The sequence below is a fragment of the Actinomadura bangladeshensis genome, from assembly GCF_004348335.1.
Lineage (GTDB): Bacteria > Actinomycetota > Actinomycetes > Streptosporangiales > Streptosporangiaceae > Spirillospora > Spirillospora bangladeshensis.
Map to the genome: position 1 here is coordinate 38,426 of NZ_SMJW01000008.1, position 12,744 is coordinate 51,169.

General features: G+C 72.9%; 12 protein-coding genes. 9 read left to right on the forward strand and 3 right to left on the reverse strand.

Annotation, left to right across the window (positions count from 1 at the left end):
- The first annotated feature begins 185 nt into the window (after positions 1-185).
- Genes E1284_RS03195 through E1284_RS03205 form a run of 3 tightly spaced genes read left to right on the forward strand, consistent with a single transcriptional unit; the run spans position 186 to position 1,997 of the window.
- Complete coding sequence (locus E1284_RS03195; RefSeq protein WP_131936900.1) at positions 186-971, forward strand: SDR family NAD(P)-dependent oxidoreductase; 786 nt, start codon at positions 186-188, stop codon at positions 969-971.
- A 20-nt stretch (positions 972-991) separates the two neighbouring features.
- Positions 992-1,318 carry a TcmI family type II polyketide cyclase gene (locus E1284_RS03200; RefSeq protein WP_131936844.1) on the forward strand — a complete coding sequence of 109 codons (327 nt, stop codon included), beginning with the start codon at positions 992-994 and terminating at the stop codon, positions 1,316-1,318.
- Positions 1,319-1,361: 43 nt separating this feature from the next.
- Complete coding sequence (locus E1284_RS03205) at positions 1,362-1,997, forward strand: mycothiol-dependent nitroreductase Rv2466c family protein (protein ID WP_131936846.1); 636 nt, start codon at positions 1,362-1,364, stop codon at positions 1,995-1,997.
- Positions 1,998-2,005: 8 nt separating this feature from the next.
- On the opposite strand, the gene E1284_RS03210 is transcribed toward E1284_RS03205, so the two are convergent.
- Both E1284_RS03210 and E1284_RS03215 read right to left on the reverse strand, forming a co-directional pair.
- Positions 2,006-2,869: an NmrA/HSCARG family protein gene (locus E1284_RS03210; RefSeq protein WP_131936848.1), complete on the reverse strand. Its 864-nt coding sequence runs from the start codon at positions 2,867-2,869 to the stop codon at positions 2,006-2,008.
- Between the two features lie 28 nt (positions 2,870-2,897).
- On the reverse strand, positions 2,898-3,626 hold the full coding sequence (locus tag E1284_RS03215) for an SDR family oxidoreductase (RefSeq protein WP_243714218.1): 729 nt from the start codon (positions 3,624-3,626) through the stop codon (positions 2,898-2,900).
- Positions 3,627-3,816: 190 nt separating this feature from the next.
- On the opposite strand from E1284_RS03215, the gene E1284_RS03220 reads away from it, so the two are divergent.
- The 4 genes from E1284_RS03220 (at position 3,817) to hemG (ending at position 9,528) form a co-directional block, all read left to right on the forward strand.
- Positions 3,817-5,331: an FAD-dependent monooxygenase gene (locus E1284_RS03220; RefSeq protein ID WP_131936852.1), complete on the forward strand. Its 1,515-nt coding sequence runs from the start codon at positions 3,817-3,819 to the stop codon at positions 5,329-5,331.
- A gap of 14 nt (positions 5,332-5,345) precedes the next feature.
- A complete protein-coding gene (locus tag E1284_RS03225; RefSeq protein WP_131936854.1) occupies positions 5,346-6,860 on the forward strand; it encodes an FAD-dependent monooxygenase in 1,515 nt (504 codons plus the stop codon).
- A 308-nt stretch (positions 6,861-7,168) separates the two neighbouring features.
- Positions 7,169-8,065, forward strand: a complete 897-nt coding sequence (locus E1284_RS03230) for a ParB/RepB/Spo0J family partition protein (RefSeq protein WP_207923531.1) — start codon at positions 7,169-7,171, stop codon at positions 8,063-8,065.
- A complete protein-coding gene (hemG, locus tag E1284_RS03235; protein ID WP_131936858.1) occupies positions 8,062-9,528 on the forward strand; it encodes a protoporphyrinogen oxidase in 1,467 nt (488 codons plus the stop codon). Before E1284_RS03230 ends, hemG begins: the two co-directional genes overlap by 4 nt.
- A gap of 48 nt (positions 9,529-9,576) precedes the next feature.
- Here the strand turns inward: hemG and E1284_RS03240 are convergent, their stop codons facing one another.
- Positions 9,577-11,337: an FAD-dependent monooxygenase gene (locus tag E1284_RS03240; protein WP_131936860.1), complete on the reverse strand. Its 1,761-nt coding sequence runs from the start codon at positions 11,335-11,337 to the stop codon at positions 9,577-9,579.
- A 157-nt stretch (positions 11,338-11,494) separates the two neighbouring features.
- On the opposite strand from E1284_RS03240, the gene E1284_RS03245 reads away from it, so the two are divergent.
- Positions 11,495-12,244, forward strand: coding sequence for a gamma-glutamyl-gamma-aminobutyrate hydrolase family protein (locus E1284_RS03245; protein ID WP_131936862.1), 750 nt, complete (start codon positions 11,495-11,497; stop codon positions 12,242-12,244).
- 46 nt (positions 12,245-12,290) lie between these two features.
- Positions 12,291-12,737 carry a carboxymuconolactone decarboxylase family protein gene (locus E1284_RS03250; protein ID WP_131936864.1) on the forward strand — a complete coding sequence of 149 codons (447 nt, stop codon included), beginning with the start codon at positions 12,291-12,293 and terminating at the stop codon, positions 12,735-12,737.
- Positions 12,738-12,744: the final 7 nt, after the last annotated feature.

Here is a 12,744-nt window from a genome sequence, read left to right on the forward strand (position 1 = left end):
AAGGCCGACCGTAAGTCGCCGCATCCTCGTTCAACAACTTTCGTTTTGCGCCGGTCAACCGCACGGTGCGTTCAACTGAAGAATGGACGCGATTGAACGTGTACTTCTTCTACCCGCGCTCGACCGAGATTCCTGCAATCCCTGCCACGCTGCTGCTCCACCGTATCCACGAAGGAGCAGGCGGAATGGCGGACAATGGACAGCGGGTCGCGCTGGTCACCGGCGGGACGAGCGGAATCGGCCTCGCGGTCGCCGAAACCCTCGCCGGCCGCGGGCTCAAGGTCTTCATCTGCTCGCGCAACCCCGAAGCCGTCCGGGAGACGGCCGGCAAGCTCCGCTCGAACGGCTGCCAGGCCGACGGCACGGCGGCCGACGTCCGGCGCCGCGAAGATGTCGAACGGCTGGTCGGCGCCGCCGTGGAGCGCTACGGACGCGTCGACGTCCTGGTGAACAACGCCGGACGCAATGGCGGCGGCGTGACCGCGGAGATCGACGACGACCTCTGGTACGACGTCATCGACACCAACCTCAACAGCGTCTTCCTGATGACCCGCGAGGTGCTCAGGTCGGGAGGGCTGCTCGACCGGGGCTGGGGACGGATCATCAACATCGCGTCGACCGGCGGGAAGCAGGGCGTCGTGCTCGGCGCCCCCTATTCGGCCTCCAAACACGGCGTCGTCGGATTCAGCAAGGCGCTGGGCATCGAACTCGCGAAGACGGGTGTCACGGTCAACGCCGTCTGCCCCGGTTATGTCGAAACTCCGATGGCGCAGCGGGTAAGGCAGGGCTACGCCGCGCACCACAACACCACCGAGGAAGCGATCCTCGAGCGTTTCGAGGCGAAGATTCCCCTGGGCCGCTACTCCACCGCCGAGGAAGTGGCCGGCCTCGTCGGTTATCTGGTCGGTGACGAGGCCGCGCCCGTGACGGCACAGGCGATGAACGTCTGCGGAGGGCTCGGAAACTACTGAGTGAAGGTGACGGAATACCGATGTACAGCACGCTGATCGTCGCCCGGATGCAGCCGCACTCGTCGGCGGAGGTCGCCCGGCTCTTCACCGCGTTCGACCGGACCGACATGCCGGACCGGATGGGCACCAGGCGGCGGGAGCTCTTCAGCTACCAGGGCCTGTACTTCCATCTGCAGGACTTCGAGGCGGACGGCGGGGAGAGCATCCTGCAGGCGCGGACCGACCCCCGCTTCATCAAGATCAGCGACGACCTGAAGCCCTACATCGAAGCCTACGACCCGGTGACCTGGCGCTCCCCCGCGGACGCCATGGCCACCCGCTTCTACCACTGGGAAGCGAACGGCTGACCGCCCGCCGTACATGCCGAGCCCGCACATGCCGAGCCCGCACATGCCGAGGAGGCCCGCATTGCCGCACCACGCCCGTATCCCGGTGGACTTCTGGTTCGACCCGTCCTGCCCCTGGGCCTGGATGGCCTCCCGATGGGTCCTGGAGGTGGCCGAGCACCGGCCCCTGGAGCCGCGATGGCACGTGATGAGCCTGACGGTGCTCAACGAGGGGCGCGACGATCTGCCCGAGCGCTACCGGCGGGGCCTGGCGACGGCACTGGAGGCGGTGCGCGTCTGCGTCGCCGCCGAGCAGAAGTACGGGTCCGAGGTGCTGGGGCGGTTGTACACCGAACTCGGCACCCGGTTCCATCCGCGGCAGGCGCCCAAGGAGCGGTCCACCTACGAGTCGGCGCTGGCCGCCGCGGGCCTCGACCCCGCGCTGGCGGGGGCCGCCCGGACCGACGAGTTCGACGAGGCGCTGCGCGCCTCGCACAAGGACGGCATGGACCGGGTCGGCACCGACGTGGGCACCCCCGTCATCGCCGTCGGGGGTGCGGCGTTCTTCGGCCCGGTGGTGTCGCCCGCCCCGCGCGGCGAGGCCGCGGTCAAGCTCTGGGACGGGGTCCTCGCCGTGGCCGAGACCGACGGCTTCTTCGAGATCAAGCGGACCCGTACCCGCAAGCCGATCTTCACCTAGGCCGATCCTCACCTGGGCGCGGTCCAGTTGCCGCGCAGCCATGCCTCGAGGCCGACGAGGTCCGGCCGGATGCGGCGGAGCCCGGGCAGGTCGGCGTGGTAGCCGTCGCGCTCGAACCAGTCGAACATGGCGGCCAGGTCCGGCCGCGCCGCCCGGAGCGGCTCGATCGGCAGCGGTTCGTACCGGGCCGGGACGCCGCAGGCGCGCTCGAACGCCTCGGCCATCTGCGGTCCGGTCAGCTCGTCGCCGGCGATCTCGACCCGGCGGCCGAGCCAGGCGGCCGGGTCCTGGAAGGCGTCGGCGGCGAACACCCCGATGTCGCCGGTCGCGATCAGCTGGACCGGGACCTCGGGCCGCAGCCACATGCGCAGGACGAGCCGGCCGTCCACCAGGCGGGGGCCCAGGTCCTGGAACATCTCGTGGAACATGGCCGGCCGCAGGACGGTCGCCGGCAGGCCGAGCTCGCGGATGTGCCGTTCGATGTTCGCCTTGCTCTCGAAGTGCGGGATGCCGCTCGAGCGGTCGGCGCCGCCGACCGAGCTGTAGACCAGGTGCGCCACCCCGGCCTCGGCCGCGGCGTCGGCCACCGCCTTGCCCTGCCGCTCCTCGGCGGCCACGCCTCCCGGCCCCCGGAACGTCTGGACGCTGAAGACGCCGTGGAGCCCCTTCATGGCCGCCCGCAGCGACGCTTCGTCGTCCAGGTCCCCGCGTACGAGCACGGCGCCCGCGTCGGCGAGCGCCCGTGCCGCGGGCGCGTGCGGGTCACGGACCAGGGCGTGCACGGTCCGCCCTCTGCGGAGCAGCTCGCGGGCGGTCGCCCCGCCCTGCCGCCCGGTGGCGCCCAGCACCAGGATCGCCTCGTCTACCGCCACGGTGTTCCTCCGTCTCCGGGCCCGTCCGCTACCACGGCACGGTCCCCTCATCCGACAGGCACGCGCCTGACGGTCCAGCGTCGTCCAGCAGCGCCAGCCGGACCGCGATCGCGGCCCCGGCCGCCGGAGTCCGGTCGCCCCGGTGGCCGTTGATGTCCGTGGCCACCTGTCCGGGGTCGGCCGCGTTGACCTTGATCGCCGTCCCGCGCAGCTCCTTCGCGTACGCGACCGTGATGGCGTTCAGCGCGGTCTTCGAGGACTGGTAGGCGATCAGGTTGAGGCCCGCGAACGGGGAGCCCGGGTCCGAGCACAGGGTCAGCGACCCCACGTGGCTGGACAGGTTCACGATGCGTCCGGCCGGCGAGCGGCGCAGCAGCGGGAGCATCGCGTTCGTCACCGACACCACGCCGAAGACGTTGGTCTCGTACACCGCCCGCATGTCATCGGCGGACGCCGCACTGGGGGGCCCCTGGAAGCGGCCCGCGACACCGGCGTTGTTCACCAGGATGTCCAGCCGGCCGTGGCGCCGCTCGATCTGCTGCGCGGCGGCGGTCACGGACACCGCGTCCGTCACGTCGATCCGCAGCGGCACCGCCGCGATGCCGCGGGCGGCCAGCGCGTCGGCGGCCTGTTCGCCGCGCACCTCGTCCCTGGCGCCGATGAGGACGGTGCTCCCCTGTTCGCCCAACTGCCGTGCTATCTCGAATCCGATGCCCTTGTTCGCGCCCGAAATGAGCGCGACCTTCTGAACCGGCACGTCCGAAGTCCCTTCGCGTGACGCAAAGTTCGCGCTTTCACAATGAGGGTCGCGACCGCCCGCCCGCATCTCGGAAATTGCTGTAGCGCGAATGCAGGACGAACCCAGGGCGTTCAATTGAACCCCGACCGGCGAGATGTATAGCTTGACGCCGGCGATTGCCTCGCCCATAAGGCATGGAGGGTCGGAAATGGATACTGACGTCATCATTGTCGGCGCCGGGCCGGTGGGTTTGATGCTCGCCGGCGAACTCCGGCTGGGCGGGGTGAATGTCACCGTCTACGACAGGCTGCCCGCCCCGACCGGGGAATCGCGGGCCCTCGGCTTCAACAGGCGGGCCGCCGAGTCGCTCGGCCAGCGCGGGCTGCTGCACCGGCTGGGCGATTTCCGCTGGGGGCCGATGGGGCACTTCGGCGGCGTGCGCATCGACCTCGGCATGCTGGACGAAGACCACAGCGGTGTGCTCGGCCTGTCCCAGGCCAGGACCGAGGAGATGCTGGGAGCCTGGGCGGCCGAGCTGGCGGTCCCGGTGCGGCGCGGATACCGGCTGACGGGCTTCCGCGAGACCGCGGACGGCGTCGTGGCCGCCCTCGATGGAGCGGAAGGCCGCATCGAGCACACCGCCGGGTACCTGGTCGGCTGCGACGGCGCGCAGAGCACCGTCAGGACCCTGGCCGGCATCCCCGCTCCCGGCCGGGAGGCCACGCGCGGCATGTACACCGCCGAGGTCGCCGGGGTCGCGCTGCGCCCGCGTCCCATCGGGGAACGGCTTCCCGGCGGCAACATGGTGGTGTGCACTCCCCTGGGGGACGGCCGCTTCCGCATCGTGGTCCACGACCGGAGCCTGCCCCCCGACCAGGACCCCGGCTCGCTGACGTTCCCGCAGGTCGCCGACGCGTGGCAGCGGCTCACCGGGGAGTCCGTCCACCACGCGCGGGCACTGTGGCTGTGGGCCTGCGGAAACGGGGCGAGACTGGCCGACCGGTACCGGCGCGGCCGGGTGCTCCTGGCCGGTGACGCCGCGCACGAGATGCCGCCGCTGGCCGCGTGGGGACTCAGCGCCGGTCTTCAGGACGCGGTGAACCTCGGCTGGAAGCTGGCGGCCACGGTCAACGGCTGGGCACCGGAGGGCCTGCTCGACACCTACCACGCCGAACGCCACCCGGTCGGGCGGCGGCTGCTCCGCGACGCGCAGGCGGCGTCGATGCTGTACCTGGGCGACGCCGACATGGACCCGATCCGCAGCGTGCTGGGCGAACTGGTCGCCTACAAGGACGCGGCCGAGCATCTGGCGGGCATCGTGAGCGGGCTCGGGATCCGCTACGACATGGGCTCCGGCGACCATCCGCTGCTGGGAAAGCGCATGCCGCCCGACGTCCGGCTGACGCTGCCGGACGGCGGCCATGTCCGGGTCACCGACCAGCTGCGCACCGGACGCGGCGCCCTCTTCGCCACTTCCCGGCGCGGCGACGCCGTCCAACTGGCCGAGCCCTGGGCGGACCGCATCGACATCGTCACCGGCACGTGGGCCGGCGACCCCGCGTTCGACGCGGCGCTCGTCCGCCCCGACGGCTACATCGCCTGGACCTCCCCCGGCACCGACGCCGACCTCGCCGACACGCTCGGCCGCTGGTTCGGCGCCCCGCGCGGTACCGCCGCGCGCCTCACCGCGACCGCCCGGCCGGCGGCCGGCGGCACCGACTGAACAGGAGCGCGAGCATGGCATGGGACGTGATCGTCGTGGGCGCGGGCCCGGTCGGGCTGATGCTGGCCGGCGAACTGCGCCTCGGCGGCGTCGACGTCGCCGTCTACGAGAGGCTCCGCACCCCGCCGCGCGAATCGCGCGGTGCCAGCTTCACCAGACGGACGGCCGAGTGCTTCGATCAGCGGGGGCTCCTCGGCAGGCTCGGCGAGACCGAGCCCGCCGACGGCCACTTCGGCGGTGTGCCGATCGACCTCGGCATGTTCGAGGAAGACCACGCCGCCGCCAGGGGGATCTCCCAGTTCCGCACCGAGCGGATGCTCGGAGACCGGGCGGCCGAACTCGGCGTGCCGGTGCTGCGCGGATACGAGGTGACCGGGTTCCGCGAGACACCGGACGGCGTCGTGGTGGCGTTCACCGGGCCGGACGGCGACGGCGAGGACACCGCCCGGTATCTGGTCGGGTGCGACGGGAGCCGCAGCACCGTCCGCAGGCTGGCCGGCATCGATTTCCCCGGCTCGGAGCCCACGCGCGGGTTCTACACCGCCGACGTCACGGGGATCGACACCCGCCGCCGGCGCATCGGCGAGAACCTGCCCGACGGCAGCATGGTCATGGCGATGGACCTGGAGGACGGCGTCACCAGAGTCGTCGTCCACGAGAAGGGCATGCGGCCGCGGGACCGGGACTCCCTGACCTACGCCGAGCTCGCCGACGCGTGGCAGCGGCTCACCGGTGAGTCGATCCACCACGGCGAGTGCCGCTGGATCAGCTGCTTCACCGACGCCTCCAGGGTCGCCGCCGAGTACCGGCGCGGCCGGGTGCTCCTGGCGGGCGACGCCGCGCACGCGCAGCCCCCGGCCATGGCGCAGGGGCTGAGCGTGGGCGTGCAGGACGCGGTGAACCTCGGCTGGAAGCTGGCGGCCGCGGTCGACGGCTGGGCGCCCGAGGACCTGCTCGACACCTACCCCGCCGAACGCCACCCGATCGGGCGGCAGCTGGCGCGCAACGCCAGCGCCGCGATCGAGCTGCGGCTCACCGGCGAGGAGATGGACCCGGTCCGCGGCGTCCTGAGCGAGCTGGCAGGCCACCGGGACGCGGCCGAGTACCTGGCCGGGATGCTGAGCGGGCTCGGGATCCGGTACGACATGGGCCCCGGCGACCACCCGCTGCTGGGAAGGCGCATGCCGCCCGGCATCCGGCTGGCCCTGCCGGACGGCGGCCGCACCCGGATCGCCGACCTGCTCCACCGCGCACGCGGCGTCCTCATCACCACCCCCGGCCACGGCGGCACCGGCCGGCCGGCCGCCCCGTGGGCCGACCGCGTCGACCTCGTCTCCGGCACCTGGGACCGCGCCCCCGCACCGTTCGCGGGCTTGGACGCGGTGCTCGTCCGCCCCGACGGCTACATCGCCTGGACGTCCCCCGGCACCGACGCCGGTCTCACCGACGCGCTCGGCCACTGGTTCGGCACCGGCTCGGCACCGGCTCGGCGAGAGCCAGCACCACAAAAGGCAGAACACCTCTCATAACTCGCCTTTAGGGCACGTCAACCCGCGCTCGACTGCGACTAAAGAGGCCCCTGCCACGCTCGTCGGGCACGGCGGGCGAAAGGAGACGACACCAGATGGGCCATGACCATCGGCATGCCGCCTTAATCGTTGGGGACTTCCATTATGCCGGGCCCGGCGACGACGAATCCGCGACCGCTGACGGATTCGATCTGAAGAATTTCGAGAGGCTGCCGGCACGAGATTTTCCAGTAGCTGCGCTGTCGCCGGGAGTGCACCTGCGCCAGGGCGGTACGAGCGCCACTCACGTCCAACTGCTCATCGACGCGGTGGGGAATTCGGAGCTGCCGCCCATCCTGGTGCAGGAGGACGGCCGGCGCGTGATCGACGGTCTACACCGGCTGGAGGCCGCCAAGGTCCGCGGTGACCGCACCATCAAGGGCCGCCTCCTCGACTGCACCGACTCCGAGGCGCTCGTGCTCGCCATGAAGGCGAACAGCTCGCACGGCCTGCCGCTGTCGAAGGCCGACCGCGTCGCGGGTGCCCAGCGCGTCCTGGCCGCGCATCCCGACTGGTCCGATCGAGCCGTCGCCGCCATCACCGGACTGAGCGCGAAGACGATCGCGTCGCTGCGCAGGCGGACCGGGGACGGAGCGGTCCATGCCGACGGCAAACGGCTCGGCCGCGACGGGCGGCGGCGCCCGGTCAACGCCGGCGAGGCCGGGAACCGCGCCGCCGAGTACATCAACGCCCATCCGAACGCCCCGCTCAGGCAGGTCGCCAGGGAGACCGACGTCTCGCTCGGCACCGTCCACGCCGTGAGCGCGCGGCTCCGCCGCGGCTTCGGCGCGGAGCGCGGCGGGCGCCGGGCGCCGGCCGCACCGCCGGACCCGCATCCGGCCGGCGCGCTCACCGGGACCCTCACGGCGGTGCCCGCCGTGGACGGCACGCGGCCGCGGCGCAGGAACCACACCGACGCGCCGCTCGTCTGGGCCGGGGTGGCGGCCAAGGTGGCCAACGACCCGGCCGTCCGCTACACCGAGGACGGCAAGGAGTTCCTGCGGTGGATGGCGCTCCACGCGACCGATCCGGCCGGGTGGCGGGAGTTCGTCAACACCATCCCGGCGCACTGGCTCAGCGTCCTGGCTCCGATAGCCGACAGCGTCAGCAAGGAATGGAGCCTGTTCGCCGAGCGGCTCAAGACCAAGCAGGAAACGGAACGATGATGGACAACGCACGGGATCAGGCATCCGGAACACCGCACGTGGTCATCGTCGGAGGTGGCATCGCGGGGCTGGCGGCGGCGTTCTTCCTGCGGGACGAGCCGGTCAGGGTGACGCTTCTGGAGGGCGCTCCGCGAATCGGCGGGAGTCTGGCCGTGTCGGAGGTCGCGGGCGTCGCCGTCGACGAGGGCGCGGAGGGGCTGTACGCCCGGCGTCCGAAGACCAAGAGGCTGATCGCCGCGGCCGGGCTCGGCGACCGGCTCGTGCCGGCGAGCACCACGGCGACGGCGATCTGGACCAGGGGCGGGCTTCGGCCGCTGCCGGACCGGCAGTTCATGGGCGTCCCCGCCGACATGGAGGAGCTGGCCGCGTCCGGCGTGCTGTCCGGCCAAGGAGTGGCGCGGGCGCGACGCGAGGCCGACCTGCCCGCGACCGGACGCGACGGGGACGTCTCCGTCGCCGCCTACGTCGCGGGGCGGTTCGGCCAGGAGGTCGTGGACCGCCTCGTCGACCCGTTCCTCAACGACGCGTGCGCCGGGCGCGCGGCGGATCTGTCGTTCGAGGCCATGCTGACCCCGCTGGCCGTCGCGAGCGGCAAGCACGCGTCGCTCACCGGGGCCGCGCGGTCGATGCTGCCGCCCCCCGGGGCGGGAGAGGCGTCCCCGCCCGGACTCGCCACCCTCACCGGCGGGCTCGGCACGCTCCCCCCGGTGCTGGCGGACGCCGTCCTCGCCGCCTCGCCGGGAAGCGCCGTACGGACCGGAACCGAGGTCAGGGAGCTCGCCCGCACCGAGCACGGCTGGCGGCTGACCGCAGGGCCGGCCGCCGACCCGGAGCACATCACGGCCGACGCCGTCATCCTCGCCGTGCCCGCCGGGCCCGCCGGGGACCTGCTGGCCGGGGCCGGGGCCACCGCGGCGGCGGCCGGGCTCGCCGAGATCCCGTACGCCGGCGTGGCGATCATCACGCTCGCCTACCCCCGCACGGCCTCCGGCAACGGGCAGGGCGGGCGCGGGCCCGCCGGGCGGCGGCTCTGCGGGTACCGGGTGCCGGCAGTGGACGGGCGCATGGTCAGGGCGGTCACGTTCTCGTCGGTCAAGTGGCCGCACCTGGCGGGTCCGGGGGGCGAGGTCGAGATCGTGCGCTGCCAGGCCGGCGGGTTCGGCGCGGAGGAACTGCTGCGGCGTGACGACGCCGACCTCGCGGCGCTCGCGGCGTCGGAGTTCGCCGAGGCCACGGGCGAGGCCGGCGCTCCGGTCGCGTCCCGGGTGACCCGCTGGGACGGCGCTCTGCCGCAGTACACGGTCGGTCACCCGGACCGGGTGCGGCGGATCCGCGCCTCGGTGGCGGCCCTGCCCGGGCTCGCGGTGTGCGGCGCGGCGTACGACGGGGTGGGCGTGGGCAACTGCATGGCCACCGCGAGCAAGGCCGCCGACCAGGTGCTCGCCTTCCTGCGGAAGAAGTAGCCGCCCGGCCTCGGGGCCGGCGGACGCCGATCCCGAGGCCGGTTCGCCTCACCCGCTGTGGTCCAGGACGCGCGAGACCGCCGCCGCCAGATCGCCCTCGGGATCCGCGCCGGCGGTGCCGCTCCGCCATGCCACGTGGTTGTCCGGGCGCACCAGGACAGCCCCCTCGCCGGTCACCTGCCGGAGGGCCTCCCAGCGGCCGTCGACGTCGGCGTAGTCCGCGCCGGTGCCGATGCGGGCCGCGGCGATCGGGATCGAGAACTTCTCCGCCACCCGCGCGGCCGCCTCGCACCACGGCGTTCCCTCCGGGCCGGTGAGCAGTGCGAAGCCGGTCCCGGCACCGGTCAGGTCGAGGGTCGACAGGCGCCGGCCGTCCCGCTCGATCCACGCGTGCGGCAGCAGGTGCCCGGGGCGGGTCGTCGGCTGGTACGCGTCGCGCATGGGCGTGCGGGCCGGCGGCGGGCCGCCGTCGGGGACGATCGCGCCCTCCTCGTAGGCGAAGCCCATCTCCACGTCGTGTGCCTGGCAGCCGCCGCGGTGCGTGGCGAGGACCTCCGCCGCCCGCGCTCGTGCGACCGCGCCGATCGGGGACGTGGAGAAGTACGTGGCGAAGGCCGTCCGCCTGCGCTCCGGCGGGGTGCGATGTCCGAAGCCGAGGGCGTCGAGGACGGCCTGGTGGTGGGCGGCCGCCGACACCGCCCAGTCGACGTTGTGCCGGCCGACGGGCCGCCGCTCGGCGTCATAGGTGTCGAGCAGGCCGTCGGGCGCGCGGCCGGTGAGCACCGCGGCCAGCTTCCACGCGAGGTTGTGCGCGTCCTGGATCCCGGTGTTCAGGCCGAGCCCGACGGTCGGCGGCTGGCGGTGGACGGCGTCGCCGGCCAGCAGCACCCGGCCCTCCCGGTACCGGTCGGCGAGCAGCGACTCCACGGTCCACCGCGTCACATGGTGCACGGTCAGCTCGAGTTCCGGCAGGCCGAGGACCGCGCGGATCTTGGGGACGACCTCGTGCTCGTCGGGGCGGACGGAGCTGCCCGGCGGGAAGTGCAGGACCCACTCCTCGCAGCCCTTCCCCCAGCTCGGCCCCATCTCGATGAGGTTGCCGCACAGATCCGGATCGGACGGGTTGAGGAAGTGCGTGATGAGCGTGCCATCGCGCCACCAGGCCGACAGGTCGGCGGAGAAGTACGCGGTCGTCACGTCGACCACCCCCGGCAGGCCGCGCATCCGCACGCCCGCGGCGGCACCGACCGTGCGGCCGCCGTCGGCGGCGACGAGGTACCGCGCGGTGACCGCGGTGACCTTCCCGGTCCCGACGTCCCGGATCTCGGCGACGACGCGGTCCCCCTCGTCGGTGAACGCGGTGAGCTCGTGGCCGAACAGGACGCGGCCCGGATTGCGCCGCTCGGCGTGGCGGCGCAGGATCGGCTCCAGCCTGACCTGCGGCAGCTTGACGGGGAGGACGGGCCCGGCCGCCGCGTACGTCTCGCGCAGCGCGCCGCCGCCGAAGGCGTCCATCTCGTGGATCACCTGCGCGTCGAGCGCTCCGCCGCCGCCGAGCGAGGTCAGCCAGCGGACCTTGCCGAACTCCTCCAGCGCCGCCCCCTGCTCGGCGGTCTCCCGGTCCAGCCCGTGCTGGCGGAAGATCTCCATCGTGCGCTGGTTGAGGTAGTGGGCCTTCGGGATCTTCGACGTGCCGGCGTGCCGTTCCACCAGCAGGTGGCCGACGCCGTGGTCGGACAGGAAGACGGAGGCGGCCAGGCCGCACCCGCCCCCGCCCACGATCAGAACCGGGACCTCGACTGCTCTCATGCCCGTCCCTTCCAGAAGACAAAAGGCCATTATCTATTCACCCTGGCGGCGGCCTCTTTAGTTCCAGTCAAGGACGGGTGGATTCCCGCGGCTGGTTTTTCCGCACGGAATTCAGTTAACGTGTCGGCCTCTCCGGAACGCGAGCAGTGAGGCGGCCATGGACTCCACGTTGATCGGCATATGCGCACGGACGGCACCGGTGGCGTTCCAGGGCGCCGACATGACCGTCAGCTTCGCGTACCAGCCGCATGTGGCCCGGGTCGCCGCCGCGGGCTGCACTCCCGTCCTGCTGCCGCTGCTGCCCGGCGTCGAGCACGTCGTCCGGCGGCTCGACGGCCTGCTGATCCCGGGCGGGCCGGACGTGGACCCGGCCCTGTACGGGCGCGGCGCGCACCCGGAGACCCGGGTCGGCAGCCCGGCCATGGACGCCGCCGAGCTGGCGCTGGTCGGGACGGCCCTCAGCACCGGCACGCCCATCCTGGCCATATGCCGCGGCATGCAGCTGCTCAACGTGCACTGCGGAGGCACACTGCACCAGCATCTGCCGGAGGTCACCGGCGACGACGGCCACTGCCCGGACGCAGGGGCGTTCGCTCTCGGCGGGCATCCCCTGGACCTGGAACCCGGCAGCCGGATCGCCGAGATCTTCGGCGGCGACGTGCCCGAGACCGCCTGCCACCACCATCAGGCGATCGATCGGGTCGGCGCCGGCCTGACCGCCACCGGCCGGGCCCCGGACGGAGTGATCGAGGTGCTGGAAGCGACCGGGCACCCATTCGCGGTCGGCGTGCAATGGGAGGCGGGCCACGTCGAGGACGAGCGGCTTTACCGGGCACTCGCCAACGCCGCAAAAGAAGCGTCGCAAGGGTTCGAGAATGCTCAAAACTTGCAAACGAGAGCATCCTGAATCCAGCCTATTACCCACCCCCCCCCGACCGCCCAGGAGAAGGCAAATGCCGCCACGAATGACCAACCCGTCGCTCGTCGTTCCCGACGCCCTGCAGCCGCTGCTCGACCTGTCCGAGGCCATCGGCAAGGCCGGCGTCCCGCAGCGGACGCTCGACCTGGTGCGGCTGCGGGTGAGCCAGGTCAACGGCCGTGTCTACGCGCTCCCCCCTGATCTGGGCCGGGACGGGAAGGCCGACGAGCGGCTGCTCGAGGTGTCCGGCTGGCGGGACGCGTCCTGCTTCGACGCGGCCGAGCGCGCCGCCCTGGCACTGGCCGAGGACGCCAGCCGCCTCAGCGAGCGGGAGGACGCGGTGCCCGACGAGGTCTGGGCGGAGGCCGCCCGGTTCTATGACGAGCGCGGGCTCGGCGCCCTCGTCCTGCAGATCGGCCTGGTCAACCTCTGGAACTGCGTCAACGTCGTCACCGCGCAGGTGCCGGCGGACTGGCGCTGATCGCGAC